We start from the raw sequence: 18,353 nt of genomic DNA on the forward strand, positions 1-18,353 counted from the left end.
CGCTGCGCGCGCGGCATGCGGCGCCGCCGAGCAGCGTCTGGGTCATGAAGCCACTGCGTCGGTTGCGCGTGCGCGCTTCAGATCCAGTGCGACGTCGACGATCATGTCTTCCTGACCGCCGACCATGCGGCGCTTGCCCAGTTCGACCAGAATGTCGACGGTCTTCAGGCCGTACTTGTTCGCGGCCACTTCCGAATGACGCAGGAAGCTCGAATACACACCCGCATAACCGAGCGCCAGCGTTTCGCGATCGACGCGCACCGGGCGGTCCTGCAGCGGACGCACGATGTCATCGGCGGCGTCCATCAGCGTGTAGAGATCGGTGCCGTGATTCCAGCCCATGCGCTCCGCTGCCGCGATGAACACTTCGAGTGGCGCATTGCCCGCACCCGCGCCCATGCCCGCGAGCGATGCGTCGATGCGGTCGCAGCCTTCTTCCACTGCGACGATCGAGTTCGCCACGCCCAGCGACAGGTTGTGGTGCGCGTGCATGCCGGTCTGCGTTTCGGGTTTCAGCACGGCCTTCATCGCGCGGAAGCGATCGCGCACGTCATTCATCGTCAGTGCGCCACCCGAGTCGACCACGTAGATCGTGGTCGCGCCATAGCTTTCCATCTTCTTCGCTTCGACCGCGAGATTCTCCGGCGTGGTCATGTGGCTCATCATCAGGAAACCCACGGTGTCCATGCCGAGTTCGCGTGCGTATTCGATGTGCTGCTTCGAGATGTCGGCTTCCGTGCAGTGCGTCGCCACGCGCACCACGCGTGCGCCCGCGTTGTACGCGGCCTTCAGGTCGTGAATCGTGCCGATCCCGGGCAGCAGCAGCGTCGCGATCTTCGCGTGCGAGATCACGTCGGCCACCGCTTCGATCCATTCAAGGTCGCTATGCGCGCCGAAGCCGTAGTTGAAGCTCGACCCTTGCAGGCCATCGCCGTGCGCCACTTCAATCGAATCGACTTTCGCCTTGTCCAATGCGCGCGCGATGTCCTGCACGTTCTGGATCGAGTACTGGTGACGAATCGCGTGGCTGCCGTCGCGCAGCGTCACGTCGGAGATATAGAGTTTTTTGTCCATGCGGGAAGTCTCCTTAAGCCTCTGATGCCTGCATGAGCGCCTGCGCCATGCGCTCGGCGGTCGCGAGCGCGGCCGAAGTCATGATGTCGAGATTGCCGGCATAGGCAGGGAGGTAGTGCGCGGCGCCTTCCACTTCGAGAAACACCGAGGTCTTCAAACCGCTGAACATGCCGAGGCCCGGAATATTGAGCGGCGCGTTCGCCGGGATTACATCGAACTGCACCTTCTGCTTCAGGCGATAGCCGGGCACGTACGCGTGAACCTTCGCGACCATCTCCTCGATCGACTGCTCGAGCTTGTCGAGGTCGGCCATCTCCGACAGCGTATAGACGGTGTCGCGCATCATCACCGGCGGTTCGGCCGGATTGAGCACGATGATCGCCTTGCCTTTCGCCGCGCCGCCGACCACTTCGATCGCCTTCGAGGTCGTCTCGGTGAATTCGTCGATATTCGCGCGCGTGCCGGGCCCGGCCGACTTGCTGCTGATCGATGCAACGATCTCCGCGTAGTGGACCTTGGCGACGCGCGAAACGGCCGCGACCATCGGAATCGTCGCCTGACCACCGCAGGTCACCATGTTCACGTTGGGCGCGTCGATATGCGCGTCGAGATTGACGACCGGCACGCAGTACGGCCCGATTGCGGCCGGCGTCAGGTCGATCAGGCGAATGCCAGGCTTGCGAGCACGCAGGAACGCATCGTTCTTCACGTGCGCGCCGGCCGAAGTCGCGTCGAACACGAAATCGATGTCTTCGAACCCGGGCAGACGCGTCAGACCTTCGACACCTTCATGCGTGGTCGCAACGCCAAGCCGCGCGGCGCGCGCGAGGCCGTCGGAGTTCGGATCGATGCCGACCATCGCAGCCATCTCCAGATGCCGGCCGTTGCGCATGATCTTGATCATCAGGTCCGTGCCGATATTGCCCGAGCCGATGATCGCGGCCCTGAGTTTTTCGCTTGCCATATGAGTTCCCAATCGATTGCTTGCGAGTGCTTGCTTTATGCGGAGAAAGTCGCGCGGACGCTGCCGAGACCGTCGATCTGCGCGCTGAAGCTGCCCGGCTGCTTGACCGCGACCATCGGGCCCAAAGCGCCCGTCATCAGCACGTCGCCGGCACGCAGCGGCGTGCCGAGCCGGACCATGCGATCCGCGAGCCAGGCAGCGGCATTCAGCGGATTGCCGAGACATGCGGCGCCATTGCCGCGCGACAGGACTTCGGCATCGTTCGACAGCGTCATCGCGCAGGCCGCGAGATCGATATCGCGCAGCAACACCGGGCGGCTGCCGAGCACGAAGCGCGCGCTCGACGCGTTGTCCGCGACCGTATCGACGAAGCGGATGTTCCAGCCTTCGATGCGGCTGTCCACCACTTCGATCGCCGCGACCGCATACGCGGTTGCGCGCATCAGATCGGCATACGTGTGGCGCTCGTGCAGCAGATCGTGCTCGAGCACGAGCGCGATCTCCGCCTCGACTTTCGGCTGAATCAGTTCGCAGAGCGGAATCGGCTGGCTGTCGCCATACGCCATCGATGCGAACAGCGCGCCAAAATCCGGCTGATCGACACCGAGTTGACGCTGCACCGCCGGCGACGTGAGTCCGATCTTGCGGCCGACGATGCGCTCTCCCGCCGCGACGCGCGCAGCCACGTTGGCCTGCTGCACCGCGTACGCGAGTTGCTCGGTGTCGGCAGGGTTCGAAAGTTCGGTGAAACGCGCGTCGTCGCGCAACGGCGCGATGGTCACGCGCGCACGTTCCGATTCGCGCAGGCGCAGGGCCAGCGCGTCGGCATTGCTTTGAGTGCTCATAGCGGGTTCCTGATTGAGTTAGACGTGGGCCGTCACGGGTCGCGCGTGCATTGCGCCGAAGCCCGCGATCCATTCGGGGATCGGACGGTAGTAATCGAGCGACGCGCGATACGGGCCGCTCGCGTTCAGTGCGCCGAACGCGGCGATCCACGTGCGGATTTCATGCGCGGACTTCCCGCCATCGCGCGTGATTGCGTTGTTGGTCAGGCCGTCGAGCGCGGTCAGCTCGCCGTCCTCGAGCAGCTTCAGGAACGCGCGGTCCCATTCGGGATTGAGCGGATGCAGACGGCTGTCGCCCGCGGTGAACGCGCGCGCCGCCGCGATCGTGCGTGCCTGCCGCGCCGCGCGCGACTCGGCCGACGGATTGCGGCCCGCGATCAGACGCTCGGCGACTTCGTCGCTCGCACCCGCGAGCTCCGGCACCGGCGGTTCGTGCGAAATGCCGCCCGAGCCGATCACGAGCACGCGTTGGTTCGAGCGTGCGAGCGCGCGGCCCAACGCATCGCCGAGCAGACGCGCGCGGCGGCATGAAGCCATCGGCGCGGCCACCGAATTGATGAACACCGGCACGACCGGATATCGATCGAGTCCGCCGGTCAGAATCTCCAGCGCTTGCGCGCAACCGTGATCGACCTGCATGCGGTAGGAGACCGCGACATCGACATCGCTCGCGAGCACCGCTTCGGCCAGTTCGAGCGCGGTATCGGCGGGCACGTTCAGCGGACCAGCGAGGCTCTTGAAATCGCCGACCGCGCTCGCCGATGCGCCGATGCAGAACGGCGGCATCACGTCATAGAAGAAACCGTTGTAATGATCGGGCGCGAACACGACGACCAGTTGAGGATCGAACTCGACGACGCGCGCACGCGCCGCCGCATGCACACGCTCGACTTCGGCGACGACTTCGGGCGCGGGATCGTAATAGCCGTGCAACGGCGTGTGCGACAGGCATTCGAGCAGCATCGGCATGTCAGGCTCCGGCGGTTGCAGCGGTTGCGAGAGTGGCACCGGCATCGCGCGCGAACGCTGCTTCGGTGCAGGCATCCGTCACATCAGCACGCGTTGCCGCGGCGAGATGCAGCTTCCGCGCGAGTTCGACGACCAGTTGCGACACCTGCTGCGGCGAGCCCATGCCCGCGACGAAACGATCCGGACGCAACAGCACGACCGATTCCGGCATTCGCGTGAACCAGTCCTTCAGCCGCGTGTTCACATCGCCGATCGCGATCACGTCTTCTGGCACGTCGTCATGGAAAGACAGTTGCGTGTCCGGCTTCGCGACCACGAAGCAGCCGCCGAGCCGCTGCCAGATCGCGCGCGCTTCATCAGACAAACCAAACGTCGGTTCCGCGCCCCAGCCGACGATCGCGAAGCGGTTGCCGAGCACATCGTCGAGTCGCACGATCTCGCCGCTCGCCGTACGCACGCGCGGCTGAATGAACATGCGGCCGACCGGCGAATGACAATGCGGGTCGCGTCCATACACGAGACGGCCGAGCCGCGACTCGCGCTTCTCGCTCATCAGACCGAGCAGGCGGCCCGGCGCGGAATGGCCCGAGCGTTCGAGCACGCGCGCGAGCCAGCCACGCTTGCGCGGCGTGTGCGCGAGCAACACGACGCCGCTTTCATAGCGCGGCATCGGCTTGAAACGCATTTCGACGAAGTAGCGCTTGACCGCCGGAAACCAGTTGAACGTACGCACGAACGCGTCGCGGAACTTGATGCCGAAGCGGCTCGTCGGCGCGAAGATGTCGCCCGCCACTTCGGAGAGGTGGATCATCGAGCGCGCATGCGAACGGCGCTCGGCGGTATAGGTATCGAGCAGCGCATCGCCGGCGACTCCCTTGACCACCATCGCGAGTTTCCAGCCGAGGTTGCTCGCGTCGCGAATGCCGCTGTTGTAGCCCTGGCCCTGCCACACCGGCATGATGTGCGCGGCGTCGCCGGCCAGCAGCAGGCGGTTCACGCGAAAGCTGCTCGCAAGGCGTGCGTTGTGCGTATAGACACGCTTGCGGATGTAGTCGACCTTGTCCGGCTCGGCGACGACCTTGCGGATCAGCGCGGCCATGTTCTCCGGCTTCGACAGCTCTTCCTCGGTCTCACCGGGCATCACCATGAATTCGAAGCGTCGAATGCCGTGCGGCAGCGCGGCCGACACATACGGGCGCCGTGGATCGCAGTGCATGTACACGTGCGGCGAGCCGATCGGGTCGTTGCGTACGTCGACGACGATCCACTGATTCGGCTTCGTGCGGCCTTCGAACGGCACATCGAGCGTGCGGCGCACGAAGCTGTTGCCGCCGTCCGCGGCGACCATGTACGACGCGCGGATCGTGCGGCGGCCGCTCTGCGCGTGTTGCGCTTCGATCGTGACGCCGCTGCCGTCCTGCGTGAACGAGTTGACGGTGTGACCGAACAGCGCCTCGACGTGCGGGAAGCGTTGCAGACCGTCGTACAGCACGCGATCGGCCAGCGGCTGGATGAACGCATTGCGGCGCGACCAGCCGAATTCGTCGGTGCGCGGTTCGATCGATGCGAAGCAGTGACCGTTGCTGGTGACGAAGCGCATCCAGTGATCGGGAGTCGTGTGCGGCAGCAACGCATCGGCGAGGCCGACGGACTGGAACACGCGCAGTGCTTCGTCATCGAGGCCAATTGCGCGCGGATAGTCGATGATCCTGTCGAGCTTTTCGATCAGCACGACGCGTACGCCTTGCAGGCCGAGATAATTGGCGATCATCAAACCGACCGGGCCGGCGCCGATGATCGCGACGTCGGTGGTGACGGTTCCGCTGTGGCCTTGCGCGGCCACCGGGTCGAGCGGTTGGGGCATGTTGTCTCCGTATGTCGACCGAAGTGACCAGGTCGAGCTATTCACGGAGCGCGGCGGCGGGAACCAGCGGTAACCACGGCGAAAAAATCGCCTGCGGGCAACAGCTCGCGTCTCCATGAATTCGTTGATTTGTTGGCAGTCTAGGACTGGCCACTTACCCGCTCAACAAAATCTGGAAAATGTGCATAGAATGCACATAGTTGATTTTATTGAGGTTTTAAGTGACCAAATACACGAATGTGCGAGGTCTGTCGCGGGGCTTGCAGGTGCTGCAAGCACTCAACTCGATGGACAGCGGCCGCGCGACCAGCCAGCAGATCAGCGAGCTGACCGGCCTGCATCGCACCACCGCGCGGCGGCTTCTGGAGACGTTGATGGAAGAAGGCTTCGTGCGGCGCAGCGCGTCGGACGACAGCTTCCGGCTTACGCTGAAAGTGCGCGCACTGAGCGAAGGCTTCACGGACGACGAACGCATCGCGACCATCGCGCCGCCGGTCATGGGGCGTCTGCTGCAACGCGTTGCGTGGCCTTCCGATCTGACCACGCCCGACGGCGACGCGATGATCATCCGCGAGACCACCCACCGCTTCAGTACGCTGTCGTTTCATCGCGCGATGGTCGGCCGCCGCTTGCCGATGCTGTTGACCGCAGCGGGCCGCGCGTACTTCGCGATGTGCCCCGATGAAGAGCGCGAGGACATTCTCGATCTGCTGCGCGCGGGTGCGGGCGGCGAGGAGCAGAAGGCGCTCGCGTCGAACGACGCGTTGATCCGCAGTCTCGTAAGACGCGTGCGCGCGGATGGGTTCGGTTCGAATCACGGCGACTGGGTGGACCAGGGGAAGATCGGCGCGGTCGCCGTCGCGATCGTGTTCGAGCAGCGTGTGCTCGCGAGCTTGAACGTGGTGTTTCTGTCGCGCGCGGTGTCGCTCGCGGAAGCGAAGCGGCGCTACGTGCCCGAGTTGCAGACGGCCGCGCGTGAGATGGTCGGGGAACTCGCGGCGCAGAGCAACGCGAGAGCCAAACGTTAACAGCCACTTACGGCCACGAGCAGTTCATCATCGGCAGGTTCGGCGAGCGGTGCGACGTCGTCGTCATACACCGTCAGCATCAGCAGCGCGGCGCGCGCACTGCTCGCCGAAGCCAGCGAAACCTCGGTTCAAGAACGCGCTGTCGTCTCAGCCAGACGCAAACGCCTCGCGCGGCTCTTCTTCACGCAAGATATAGCCGAGTCCGCGCAGCGTCATGATCTTCGCGGTCGATGCCGCGAGATGCTTGCGCAGCCGGTGAATATAGATATCGATCGCGTCGGCGCTCGGCTCTTCGTCGAGCGTGAAGATCTTGTCCATCAGCGTGGCTTTGGAGACGGTCTTGCCCTGCTTCAGAATCAGCGCTTCGAGGATCGCGTGTTCGCGGCGGCGCAACGGCAGCCGTTCGTCCCGCAGCACGAATTCGCGCGAATCGAACAGATAACGCAGATCGCCGCATTCGGTCGACTGCCCTCTGTCTCCCGCGGCCTGACGGCGAATCAGCGCCTTGATGCGCGCCACCAGTTCGCGCGCATCGAAGGGCTTGACGACATAGTCGTCGGCACCGGCCGAAAAGCAGGCCACCTTGTCGTCGGTCGAGCCATTCGCGGTCAGCATCAGCACCGGCACGTTGTCGCGCTTGCGGCGCAACCTCGCGAGCACCTCCTTGCCGCTCATGCCGGGCAGGCGCAGATCGAGCAGCACCGCGTCATAGCATTGCAGACCGAGCAGCGTCTCCGCGCATTCGCCGTTTTGCGCCCAGTCGATCGCGAATTGCTCGACTTGCATCAGGTTCATCACCCAGCGCGCGAGGTCCGCGTCGTCTTCCACGAGCAGCAGTTTCATCGTTGTCCTCTCATTGGTGAGTCGCGCGAGCTCAGGTTGCGCCGAGCCATAAGCGCATCTCGACGGTCGCGACGAGGCCCGCGCCGCCTGCGTTCGATTCGAGCGTCACGCTGCCGCCCTGGCGATGCGCAATCTCGCGCACGATCGGCAAGCCGAGACCAGTCCCTTCCGCATGACTCGACGCACGATAGAAGCGCTCGAAAACGCGCTCGCGCGCATCGGCCTTGATGCCGGGTCCGTTGTCGATTACGCGCACGATCGCCATCGCGTCGCGCCGCTGCGTCTGCACCGTGACGCGCCCGCCCGCCTGCGTATAGCGCAGCGCGTTGTCGACCAGATTGGTCACGAGGGCCGCGGTCAATGCTTCGTCGCCGGTCACGTACAGGCCGTCTTCCAGCTCCGCGCCCAGATCGATTTCTCGCGACTGCGCAAACGCGATCAGCTCCTCCAGCACGCCCGCGATCAACGCGCTCAGATCGATCCGCTCCGGCACGCTCAGCGGCGCGGCCGACTCGGCCTGTGCCAGCAACAACAGCTTGTTGGTCAGCGTGGTCAACTTGCGGCTGCTCTTGTGCATGCCCGCGAGCGCTTCGTCGAGCGGGGCGTCGCGGCTATCGCGTTGCCGCGCGAACTGGATCTGCGCGACCAGGAGCGCGAGCGGCGTGCGCAGCTGATGTGCTGCATCGGAGATGAATTGACGCTGCGTCGCGGCCTGCTGGCCCATTCGCGCGATGCACTGGTTGATCGCATCGACGATCGGCCTGAGCTCGACGTGCAGACGCGCGACGCGAATCGGTTCGAGTTGCGACGCATTGCGATCGGCGACGTCGTCCTTCACCCTCATCAGCGGCAGCAGTTCGAAGGTCAGGCCGAGGTAGACGAACACCATCGCCAGCACCAGCGTCAGGACTTCGCCGGACAATTGCGGCCGCAGCAGACGCCACACCATCGCGTCGCGCGAGCCCTCCATCTTCGCGACCGCGACGATCACTTCCTCGGTATGTCCCGAGTCGTAAAGCTGCCGCGCGTAGGCGACCGCGCGCGCCGCGCGGCCGTCGGCGAAATGGGTGGCATAAAGCGTGGGCTTGTCGCTCACATGCGGCGGCAGCGGCAACTCGGGGATGCCCGCGAGCAAACGATGGCCGCCCGCCTCGACGCGATAGAAAACCGTGTCCTGTTCCGGCGATTCGAACAGTTCGAGCGCGGCCGGCGGAATCTGGATCGACACCGAACCGTTGTCCCAGTCGACATCCTCGCCGATGATCCGCATCGACGACAGCAGCGCATGGTCCTGCACCAGGTCCGCGGTGTTCTGCGCGAACCGGTATGAAATGACGACTGAAATGGAGACGAATGCCGCCAGCGGCAACAGCAGCCACCACAACAAGCGTCCGCGCAAACTGCCTGAAAACACGATGTGCCGATCCTCTTGTGCTCGATGCGACCCACGCGGTCAGCCCGCTTTCAAGGCTTGACGTCAGAGACGAACTGGTTGGTGAAGGTGCGCGACAGATCGATATACCGCCCCTTCACCGCCGGATTGAAACTCGACAGTACCTTCAGCACCGTCTGCGGACCGTCGGCGGGCATCTTGCCGTCGACGGTGTACATCGGCAGCGAAGCCTGCAACGCGCTGATATACAGCGCCTTGTCGTTGCCGATGTCTTCTTTTGGCATCTGCGCGGCGATCTGTTCCGCGCTGTGGGTATGCATATAGCGCAGTGTCCTGACGAATGCGCGCGCGAGTTTCGCGGCTTCGTCCGGATGCGCGTCGAGCCACGTGCTTTGCACGTAGAGGCTCGACGCCGGATACGTGCCGCCGAGCGCGGCGCGCGTGCCGTCGACGTTGCGCATATCGACGAGTACTTTGGCGTCGCCCGCCTTCAATAGCTGCGTGACGGTCGGCTCGGTCGTCATACCCGCGTGAATGCGTCCTTCCCGCATCGCCGCGATGAAACTGCTGTCCGCGCCGACCGGCAGCAGCGTGTATTGCGTGGACGGCACGCCCGCGCGCTGTGCGAGGTATTGCGTGAGGAAGCTCGTCGACGAACCGAGTCCGGTCACGCCGAGCGTCTTGCCGCGCACGTCGGCCATGCTGCGGATCGAAGCGGCCGACTTCGCCGCGACCAGTTGCACTTCGCCCGGCACCTGGCTGAACACGACGATCGTCTTCACTTCCTTGCCGCGTGTCTGCAGATCGATCGTGTGATCGTAAAAGCCGACCACGCCCTGCACCGCGCCGGCGAGCATTTCATTCTCGCCCTCTATACCAGTCGGCTGCGACAGCAGTTCGACGTCGAGCCCTTCCGCCTTGAAATAGCCGAGCTGTTCGGCAAGACGCGCCGGCAGATAGATGAGCTTGTTGGTGCCGCCCACCATGATCGCGAGTTTCTCCGGCGCGGCGGCGTGCGCAGGCGTCGCGAGCCTCGCGAGCGCGCACAAGACGAGCGACGCCGCGACGGCGGCATAGGCCGCGCGCGAGAAACGCGTCGGGGAAAGCTTCATTGCGGGTGTCTCCGTTATCTTGCTCTGGGCGCCGCGCGGGTCGCCCGCCCGTGATTCTGAAGGGGCGAACCCTTCCCGATGCTTTCAGGGCCGTATCTGTTGCGCGAACCTCGGGTTTATCCCGATCACTGCGGCGTCGCGCGCGGAAACGTCACGGCGATATCCACGCCCTTGCCGCCCTCGCCCGCCTTCAGCACGATCTCGCCGTGATGCGCGTCCGCGATTTCGCGCACGATCGCCAGACCGAGGCCCGTGCCTTCCGTATCCGTCGACGCGCGAAAGAACGGCTCGAACACGCGGCTGCGCGCTTCGGCCGGAATGCCCGGACCGTTGTCGGTCACCCTGACCGTCACCGTATTGGCCTCGGTATCCGCACTCACGGCGACCGTCACATGGCCACCGCTGCCCGTATAGCGAATCGCGTTCTCGGCGAGATTCGCGATCAGTGCCTGCAACATGCCGCGATGTCCGAGCACCGGCGCCACGCCGTGCAATTCCGCGCCAAGATCGATTTCACGCGCCTGCGCGAGCAGCCCGAGATCTTCGACGACCTCCATTGCGAGCGGCACCAGATCGACGCGTTCCATCGCCAGTTGCGAGTTGTCGGCGGCCTCGGCCTGCGCGAGCAACAGCAGCTTGTTGGTGAGACCGACCATCGAACGATTGCTTCGATGCATCGCGGCAAGCGCTTCGTCGAGCGCGGGATTGAGGCCTTCCTGCTGCCGCGCGAATTGCAGTTGCGTGCCGAGCAGCGTGAGCGGCGTGCGCAACTGATGCGCGGCATCCGCGATGAAGCGCCGCTGCGCCGCCACCTGCACGCCTAGCCGCGCGATGCACTGATTGATCGCATCGACGATGGGCCGCAGTTCCGAATGCAGACGCTCGACGCGGATCGGTTCGAGCTGCATCGGATCGCGGTCGGCCACTTCGTCTTTCACCTTCATCAACGGGCGCAGCTCGAACGTGAGCCCGATGCAAACGAGTGCGACTGCCAGCGCGATCATTTCGAGCTGGCGCACGAGTTGCGGCCGCCACAGTTGTTGAGTCATCGCGTCGCGCGAGCGCACGGTCTTGCCGACCGTCACGCGTACGGGGCGCGTCGCGCCGTTGTCGTACATGAATCGCACGATGTCGACCGCGCGCACCTGCTGGCCGTGCAACTCGGTGTAGTACGAATCCGGCACGTCGGGCGCGCGCAGCGGGCGCGGCGGGAAATCAGGCGTACCCGCGAGCAGCCGCCCATCGTCGACACGTACGCTGTAGAACACCTGGTCGCGATATGGCGACGCGAAAATCTCGAGCGCGGCGGGCGGCACATCGACACGCAGAAAACCGTCGCTCCATTCGACCTCGCCCGCGATCATTCGCGCCGACGCGACCAGCTGGTTGTCCTGCACCAGATTCGCGGTGTGCCGCGCGTTGTCGTACTCGGTCTTGCCGGTCACGAACACATAGAGCGCGAGCGGCACCAGCAGCCACCACAGCAGGCGTATGCGCAGACTATTGGACATCGTTACTGGTCGTCTTCCCGCTTGCGCAGCAGATAGCCGAGCCCGCGCAGCGTGACGATCGCGGCCGAGCTGCCATCGAGCTTCTTGCGCAGACGGGAAATGTAGATTTCGACCGCGTCTTCGCTCGGCTCGTCGGCGAGCGTGAAGATCGCATCGACGAGCGCGGGCTTCGTCACCGTCTTGCCCAGGCGCAGGATCAGCGCTTCGAGCACCGAACGCTCGCGCGGCGTCACGTTCAGCGGCGCGCCCTTCAGCGTGAACTGCCGTGTGTCGATGTCGAACGACAGGTCGCCGCACACCACCTCGCTCGCTTTGGACGGCGACTGCCGCCGGATCGCCACCTTGATGCGCGCGATCAGCTCGCGCACTTCGAACGGCTTCACCAGATAGTCGTCGGCGCCGGCGCCGAGCAGTTCCACCTTCTCGTCGATCGAGCCGCTCGCGGTCAGGATCAGCACCGGCGTCGCGTCGCCGCGCTGACGCAGCCGGCGCAGCACGTTCTTGCCGGACAGCTTCGGCAGGTTCAGGTCGAGCAGGATCACGTCGTAGTGATTGGTGCGCAGCAGGCGGTCGGCTTCGTCGCCGTCCTGCACGGCGTCGAGCGCGAAGGCTTCCTGCTCCAGCATCTTCGCGAGCCAGTGTGCAAGCGTGGGGTTGTCTTCGATCAGCAGCAGCTTCATGGCGGGAACGGCAAAAGTCAGGTCGTCGATTGTGCCTTAAAACAAGGGGTCTGCGCGCGTGAAGTGTGGTTTACAGCATACGTCCAGTGGCTGCCGCGAGTGCGGCGGCGATTGGCGCGAAATTTCGGCGCGGCGTCGGCGCGGCGTCGGCGCGGCGTCGGCGCGTCGTCGGCGCCTCGTCGGCGCCTCGTCGGGTTAACACCCATGTTTTGCGCCAAACCCCGAAAGCTGGCAGAAGGTTTCGCGTTTCTATAATCGCTGCCATTCACCCAGAAAAGCGCCGCGCTCCGATTGCGGCGACCCACCTAAGGAGACTGCTTCATGCGTACCTTGCGCCAGATTGCCGTTGTGTCAGGAGTTGCGTTCGCCCTTGCCGCAGCTTCGGCCGCCGCTCACGCCGAGAAGATCACGATCATGGTCGGCGGCGCCACCAAGATCATCTATCTGCCGGCCAAGCTCACCGAGCAGCTCGGCTACTTCAAGGACGAAGGCCTCGACGTCGAGATCCTGTCGCAGCCGGCCGGTGTCGATGCGGAGAACGAACTGCTCGCGGGCGCGGTGCAAGGCGTGGTCGGCTTCTACGATCACACGATTGACCTGCAGAGCAAGGGCAAGGAAGTGCAGGCGCTGGTCGTCTTCGGCCAGGTGCCGGGCGAAGTCGAAATGGTCTCGACAAAGGCGGCCGATACGCTGAAGAGCATGGCCGACGTCAAAGGCAAGACGCTCGGCGTGACCGGCCTCGGTTCGTCGACGAGCTTCCTCACGCAGTACCTCGCGCAGCGCGCAGGCGTGCCGTCGACGCAATACACGATGTTGCCGGTCGGCGCGGACAACAGCTTCATCGCCGCCGTCAAGCAAAGCCGCATCGACGCCGGCATGACCACGGAGCCGACCGTCTCGCAACTGCTGAAGACCGGCGACGCGAAGGTGCTGGTCGATATGCGCACCGTGGAAGGCACGCGCGCCGCACTCGGCGGCACCTACCCCGCGTCGAGCTTCTACGTGCAGCGCGCGTGGGCCGAATCGCACAAGGACGACGCGGCGAAGCTGTCGCACGCGTTCGCGAAGACGCTGAACTTCATCGCGACGCATAGCGCCGAGGACATCGCCGCGAAAATGCCGAAGGACTACTACGGCAACAACAAGGACCTGTACGTGGGCGCGCTGAAGGCGTCGCTGCCGATGTTCACGAAGGACGGCAAGATGCCCGCAGACGGCCCGGACACGGTGCTGAAGGTGCTGTCCGCATTCAATCCGTCGGTGAAGGGCAAGCATATCGACCTCGCCAAGACCTACACCAACGACTTCCTGTCGGCGCCGGTCAAGACCGCGTCGAAGTAACGCTTCATTCATATTCACAGAACTGCGAGGCACCCGCCGATGAATCAACCTATGTCACGCGAGACGCCAGCGATCGAAATGCGCAACGTGTCGTGCCGTTTCATTTCCCCGGACGGCAAGGCCACGATCGCGCTGCGCGACTTCAGCATGTCGGTGGCACGCGGCGAGTTCGTCGCGGTGGTCGGCCCGACCGGCTGCGGCAAGTCCACCACGCTCAGCATGATCACCGGCTTGCTGAAGCCGACCACCGGGGAAGTGCGCGTGATGGGCGCGCCGGTGGACGGCATCGATCCGCGCATCGGCTTCGTGTTCCAGGCCGATGCGGTGTTTCCGTGGCGCTCGGTGCTCGACAATGTCGCGGCGGGTCCGCTCTATCGTGGCCGTTCGAAATCGGCCGCCTACGACGAAGCGAACGAATGGCTGCGCCGCGTGGGCCTCGACAAGTTCGGCAAGCACTATCCGCATCAACTGTCCGGCGGCATGCGCAAGCGCGTCGCGCTTGCGCAGACCTTCATCAACAAGCCGGAAATCCTGCTGATGGACGAGCCGTTCTCGGCCCTCGACATGCAGACGCGCACGTTGATGCAGGACGAGCTGCTGCAATTGTGGGGCGGCGTCGGCTCGGTCGTGTTCGTCACGCACGACCTCGAGGAAGCGATTGCGCTCGCCGACCGCGTGTTCGTGCTGACCGCGCGCCCCGCTACGCTGAAGAAAGTCTACGAAATCGATCTGCCGCGACCGCGTGTCACGTCGGAGATCCGCTACGACTCACGTTTCATCGAAATTTCGCGCGATATCTGGCATGACCTGCGCGAAGAAGTGCAGATCGGTTAATCAAGGAACGGCAAACATGTCTACACCCTCTCAACAGATGATGCCCGCGGGCATCGACGCCGCGTCGCTCGCCCACGTCGAGCGTATCGCGCAGAAGAAGATCCGCCAGCGCCAGGTTCTGGTGATTTCGCTGCGCATTCTGGTGCTCGTGGTCGTGCTCGGCGGCTGGGAGCTGTCCGCGCGCCTGAAGTGGATCGACCCGTTCTTCTTCTCGATGCCGAGCGCGATCTTCGAACAGATCGTCGACTGGTTCGTGAACGGCACGTCGCAAGGGCCGCTGCTCACGCAGGTGTGGGTCACGCTCGAAGAGACAGGCCTCGGCTTCATCATCGGTTCGGTCGCGGGCATCGTCTGCGGCATCGTACTGGGCCGCAACAAGCTGCTCTCCGACGTGTTCAGCCTCTACATCAAGATCGCCAACTCGATTCCGCGCGTCGTGCTCGGCTCGGTGTTCGTGATCGCGCTCGGGCTCGGCATGGCGTCGAAAGTCGCGCTCGCGGTCGTGATGGTGTTCTTCGTGGTGTTCGCCAACGCGTTCCAGGGCGTGCGCGAAGCGGACCGCTACATGATCGCGAATGCGCAGATCCTCGGCGCGTCGCGCCGTCAGGTGACGACCTCGGTCGTGATTCCGTCGGCGCTCAGCTGGATTCTCGCGAGCCTGCACGTGAGCTTCGGCTTCGCGCTGGTCGGCGCGGTGGTCGGCGAGTTTCTCGGCTCGAAGCAGGGCATCGGCTTGCTGATCTCCACCGCGCAGGGCGCGTTCAATGCGAGCGGCGTGTTCGCGGCGATGATCGTGCTGGCGGTGGTCGCGCTTGCCGCCGACTACCTGTTGACCGCGGTCGAGCATCGATTGTTGAAATGGCGGCCGAGTTCGGTTTAAGCCACCGCTGCGCAAGTCCTCAAACAGTAGTTCGCTTCACCAATGCCGCTCGGTCTTCTGGACTGAGCGGCATTTTTGTTTGCCAACCCGCATCCTGTCTCCCGCCGGCAAACTGTTTTTGCCGATAGGTTGGCCAGCCCGCGACACTTCTTTCTTTCAATCCCCTCACCAGAAGCCAACGGCCGCCTGCAAGTCCGTTTCCCGCGGCATGGCACGCTCAATGCATACCCACCGCGCAAGTCGGGCGATCGCCAACATTGATCGCCGATCGAAGCGAGGTGGGTCATGTCGAGTGCACAGGGTCAACGTCGGTCGATGAACGGGTTCAGCGGTGCGGTCCTGCGCGCCAACGCCGCGAATCGCCGCCATCGTCATCATCCCAGCGGATTCGTGCTGTTCGGCTTGCATACCGCCAGTGTGATCGGTCGCGGGCCGAAGCGCCTCTGGCCCTATGTGTTGCCGTGGTTGGTCATCTTGCTGACGATCGGTTCCATCTGCCTCGTCGCGCGCGGCGTGCTCACGCGTCAATTGCTGGTGCCGCCGGTGGAGACGCCGCAAACGTTGACCGAGCGCGGCTATTCGTCGAACTTTCTGGCCGAGCGGATCATGTCGGCGATGAAGGAAATCGGGCGGGACGCCGAATCGATTCCGCACGACACGATGACCAGCAACGACGCGCAGCAGGACATCCAGATCCCGGGTCAGGAGATGTCGTATGCGACGACGGTGCGCTTCATCAAAGGCGTGCTTCAGCGCGAAGATGTCGCCGTGCACGTCGGCATCACGAAGACCAACAACAGCGCGGATTCATATATCGCGCACGTGCAGATAGAACACGGCCCGTTCAACGGCCGCGAAAGCACGGTGCCGTTCGAAGGGCGCGACCTCGAAAAGTTCGTGCACGACATCGCCATCACGGCGATGCGCCTCGCCGAACCCAACATCCTCGCCAGTCATCTGTTCACCCAGGTGCAGAAGACCAAATGTTCGCTCGCGCAATGCGACTATCGCGAGATCGTCGGGATCTATGACGAAGTCCTCGCGCTGCCCTCATCCGAGCAGGCCCAATGGGCAGTCGCGGGCAAGGCGTGGTTGCTCGACAGTCAGCAGCGCTCGAAAGAAGCCGAGCAGCAGATCCGCGAAGCATTGTCGCAGTACAAAGACTCGGCGGTGCTGCGCGCGAGTCTCGGCATCGCGCTCGAACAGCAGAACCGCATCGACGATGCGCTCAAGGAACTGCGAGCCGGCGCGAACGAAAAGTCGCGCACCGCTGAAAACCTGCGGCTGCTCGGCGATGTGCTGTTGCATACGAACCGGCACGACCGCGAAGCGCTCGACGCATTCAGGCGGGCCGCCGAGATGAACCCGGAATCCGTCGACACGCTGCACGACTGGGCCGAGGCGCTCGTGAAGACCGGCCACTACGACGAAGCCATCGACAAGCTCTCGCGCGCCGTCGCGTTGCGGCCCGATCTCGCGCCGTCCTATGCGGAATGGGGCCGCGCGCTGGAACACAAAGGCGCTCTGCGCGAGGCCGCGCGCAAGTATGCACAGGCATTGCAGCTCGACGCCGGCACGCTGTCGGCGCGCGAACGCGAGCTGGCGCTGTCGACGGACGCATCGCCCGACGAAGCCGACACCCGGACATCGAGGCCTGAGCCGCGCGTCAAGCCCGTTTCGAATCCGATGACGTCGTACTCGCTGCGAGCCTCGCTCGACACGGTACGCGACGCCGTAGGACAGGCGATGCGAGCGGCCTGAGCCGCACGCATCGCCATTTGAGTTGGCAACACAGCCGAACAGGAGACAGTTCGATGGACAGTTTCGAAGATGCATTCAAAGCCTTGATCGGAAACGAAGGCGGGTACAGCTTCAATCCGGCCGATCCGGGCGGCGAAACGATGTGGGGTGTAACGGCGCGCGTCGCGCGCAGCGAGGGCTATAACGGCGCGATGAAAGACCTGCCGCTCGAAACCGCCCATCAGATCGCCAAGCGCAGGTACTGGGACCCGTTGCATCTCGACGAACTCGACCCGCGCGTGGCCTTCCAGATTTTCGATGCGAACTACAACGGCGGCCTCGTCGTGCTGTGGATGCAGAAAGCGTCCGGCGCGAAGGAAGACGGCAAGTTCGGCCCCGACACGCTCGATGCGGTCAAGAACGCCGATCCGATGAAGTTCGTGATGCGCTTCGCCGCGTATCGTCTGCGGTACCTGCGCAACCTGCATTCGTGGCCGAGTTTCAGCCGCGGCTGGACCGAACGCATGGCAGCCAATCTTCTCCTGGGAGCAGCATGATGGACTGGACCAAAGTAGCGACGAACATCAGCAGCACCGCCCCGCTTCTCGCCGGGCTCGTGGGTGGTCCGGTCGGCCTCGGCGTGAGCGCCGCCGCCGCGATCATCTCGCACGCGCTCGGCACGCCGAGCGACCCGGCCTTCGTGGAACCCGCGTTGAACGACCCCGGCGCACTCGAAAAACTTCGCCAGGCCGAAACCGCGAACTCGCTGCAATTGCAGCAGTTGATGGTGACGGCCGCGCAGTCGAGCCTCGCGCACGACGCCGAGATGGCCCGCATCGCCACCAGCGACACCGCGAACGCACGCGCGATGGGTGTCGCCAATCGCGACTGGGTCCCGAAGGTGCTCGCGATGGCCGTCACCACCGGCTTCTTCGGCATTCTGCTGCTGATGGCGTTTCAGCCGCTGCCGGGCACCAACAAGGATCTCGTCAACGTGATCGTCGGTGCGCTGGGAACCGCATGGATCAGCATCATCGGCTATTACTTCGGCACGTCGGTCGGCTCGATGCGCAAGACCGAGCTGCTCGCGAAGCCGAGCGTGCCGATCACGGCCGATAGCGCGTTGACCTTGCGCGAACCGGCATCACAGCCGGGAGCGCATGCACCGGCGGCGGTCGCGCCGTCCGGCGACCACTTCCCGTCGTTCGCGCCGGGCGGGCAAGGTCCGATCTTCTCTGGCGGCAGTTGAGTCGATGCGAGGCTGAACCAATCATG

Annotated in this window: 17 protein-coding genes; 7 read left to right on the top strand and 10 right to left on the bottom strand. The window is 64.4% G+C overall.

The window, feature by feature from the left end; genetic code table 11:
- Positions 1-42: 42 nt before the first annotated feature.
- Genes dmpG through ACLFKU_RS27115 form a run of 5 tightly spaced genes read right to left on the bottom strand, consistent with a single transcriptional unit; the run spans position 43 to position 5,716 of the window.
- On the bottom strand, positions 43-1,074 hold the full coding sequence (dmpG, locus tag ACLFKU_RS27095) for a 4-hydroxy-2-oxovalerate aldolase (protein ID WP_368585451.1): 1,032 nt from the start codon (positions 1,072-1,074) through the stop codon (positions 43-45).
- Positions 1,075-1,087: 13 nt separating this feature from the next.
- Positions 1,088-2,038, bottom strand: a complete 951-nt coding sequence (locus ACLFKU_RS27100) for an acetaldehyde dehydrogenase (acetylating) (RefSeq protein ID WP_410851131.1) — start codon at positions 2,036-2,038, stop codon at positions 1,088-1,090.
- A gap of 35 nt (positions 2,039-2,073) precedes the next feature.
- Positions 2,074-2,883, bottom strand: a complete 810-nt coding sequence (locus tag ACLFKU_RS27105; RefSeq protein WP_410851132.1) for a 2-keto-4-pentenoate hydratase — start codon at positions 2,881-2,883, stop codon at positions 2,074-2,076.
- 18 nt (positions 2,884-2,901) lie between these two features.
- On the bottom strand, positions 2,902-3,852 hold the full coding sequence (locus ACLFKU_RS27110; RefSeq protein ID WP_410851133.1) for a 3-carboxyethylcatechol 2,3-dioxygenase: 951 nt from the start codon (positions 3,850-3,852) through the stop codon (positions 2,902-2,904).
- A gap of 1 nt (position 3,853) precedes the next feature.
- On the bottom strand, positions 3,854-5,716 hold the full coding sequence (locus ACLFKU_RS27115; RefSeq protein ID WP_410851134.1) for a bifunctional 3-(3-hydroxy-phenyl)propionate/3-hydroxycinnamic acid hydroxylase: 1,863 nt from the start codon (positions 5,714-5,716) through the stop codon (positions 3,854-3,856).
- Between the two features lie 221 nt (positions 5,717-5,937).
- Between ACLFKU_RS27115 and ACLFKU_RS27120 the strand changes: the two genes are divergently transcribed.
- Complete coding sequence (locus tag ACLFKU_RS27120; protein WP_410851135.1) at positions 5,938-6,744, top strand: DNA-binding transcriptional regulator; 807 nt, start codon at positions 5,938-5,940, stop codon at positions 6,742-6,744.
- Positions 6,745-6,891: 147 nt separating this feature from the next.
- Here ACLFKU_RS27120 and ACLFKU_RS27125 read toward each other — a convergent pair whose 3' ends face one another.
- From ACLFKU_RS27125 to ACLFKU_RS27145, 5 genes are all read right to left on the bottom strand, one after another.
- On the bottom strand, positions 6,892-7,587 hold the full coding sequence (locus tag ACLFKU_RS27125; protein WP_368582922.1) for a response regulator: 696 nt from the start codon (positions 7,585-7,587) through the stop codon (positions 6,892-6,894).
- Between the two features lie 31 nt (positions 7,588-7,618).
- Positions 7,619-9,001, bottom strand: coding sequence for a sensor histidine kinase (locus tag ACLFKU_RS27130; protein WP_410851136.1), 1,383 nt, complete (start codon positions 8,999-9,001; stop codon positions 7,619-7,621).
- Positions 9,002-9,051: 50 nt separating this feature from the next.
- Complete coding sequence (locus ACLFKU_RS27135) at positions 9,052-10,092, bottom strand: ABC transporter substrate-binding protein (RefSeq protein ID WP_410851137.1); 1,041 nt, start codon at positions 10,090-10,092, stop codon at positions 9,052-9,054.
- A 125-nt stretch (positions 10,093-10,217) separates the two neighbouring features.
- The gene (locus tag ACLFKU_RS27140) at positions 10,218-11,603 is read right to left on the bottom strand and encodes a sensor histidine kinase (protein WP_368582927.1); all 1,386 of its coding nucleotides are present in this window, start codon (positions 11,601-11,603) and stop codon (positions 10,218-10,220) included.
- A 2-nt stretch (positions 11,604-11,605) separates the two neighbouring features.
- Complete coding sequence (locus tag ACLFKU_RS27145; RefSeq protein ID WP_013092490.1) at positions 11,606-12,283, bottom strand: response regulator; 678 nt, start codon at positions 12,281-12,283, stop codon at positions 11,606-11,608.
- A gap of 321 nt (positions 12,284-12,604) precedes the next feature.
- Between ACLFKU_RS27145 and ACLFKU_RS27150 the strand changes: the two genes are divergently transcribed.
- The 6 genes from ACLFKU_RS27150 to ACLFKU_RS27175 all read left to right on the top strand — a co-directional run bounded on the left by ACLFKU_RS27150 (position 12,605) and on the right by ACLFKU_RS27175 (position 18,327).
- Positions 12,605-13,624: an ABC transporter substrate-binding protein gene (locus ACLFKU_RS27150; protein WP_368582930.1), complete on the top strand. Its 1,020-nt coding sequence runs from the start codon at positions 12,605-12,607 to the stop codon at positions 13,622-13,624.
- Between the two features lie 39 nt (positions 13,625-13,663).
- Positions 13,664-14,458 (top strand): ABC transporter ATP-binding protein, encoded by a 795-nt coding sequence (locus ACLFKU_RS27155; protein ID WP_026228638.1) that lies wholly within the window; start codon positions 13,664-13,666, stop codon positions 14,456-14,458.
- Between the two features lie 16 nt (positions 14,459-14,474).
- The gene (locus tag ACLFKU_RS27160; RefSeq protein ID WP_026228639.1) at positions 14,475-15,338 is read left to right on the top strand and encodes an ABC transporter permease; all 864 of its coding nucleotides are present in this window, start codon (positions 14,475-14,477) and stop codon (positions 15,336-15,338) included.
- 285 nt (positions 15,339-15,623) lie between these two features.
- Complete coding sequence (locus ACLFKU_RS27165; RefSeq protein ID WP_410851138.1) at positions 15,624-17,099, top strand: tetratricopeptide repeat protein; 1,476 nt, start codon at positions 15,624-15,626, stop codon at positions 17,097-17,099.
- 53 nt (positions 17,100-17,152) lie between these two features.
- Positions 17,153-17,635, top strand: coding sequence for a glycoside hydrolase family 108 protein (locus ACLFKU_RS27170; protein ID WP_013092495.1), 483 nt, complete (start codon positions 17,153-17,155; stop codon positions 17,633-17,635).
- The gene (locus ACLFKU_RS27175; protein WP_368582933.1) at positions 17,635-18,327 is read left to right on the top strand and encodes a hypothetical protein; all 693 of its coding nucleotides are present in this window, start codon (positions 17,635-17,637) and stop codon (positions 18,325-18,327) included. The genes ACLFKU_RS27170 and ACLFKU_RS27175 overlap by 1 nt, the downstream gene beginning before the upstream one ends.
- Positions 18,328-18,353 lie beyond the last annotated feature (26 nt).

It is taken from the genome of Paraburkholderia sp. EG304 (genome assembly GCF_046543485.1).
Taxonomy (GTDB): Bacteria; Pseudomonadota; Gammaproteobacteria; order Burkholderiales; family Burkholderiaceae; genus Paraburkholderia; species Paraburkholderia youngii.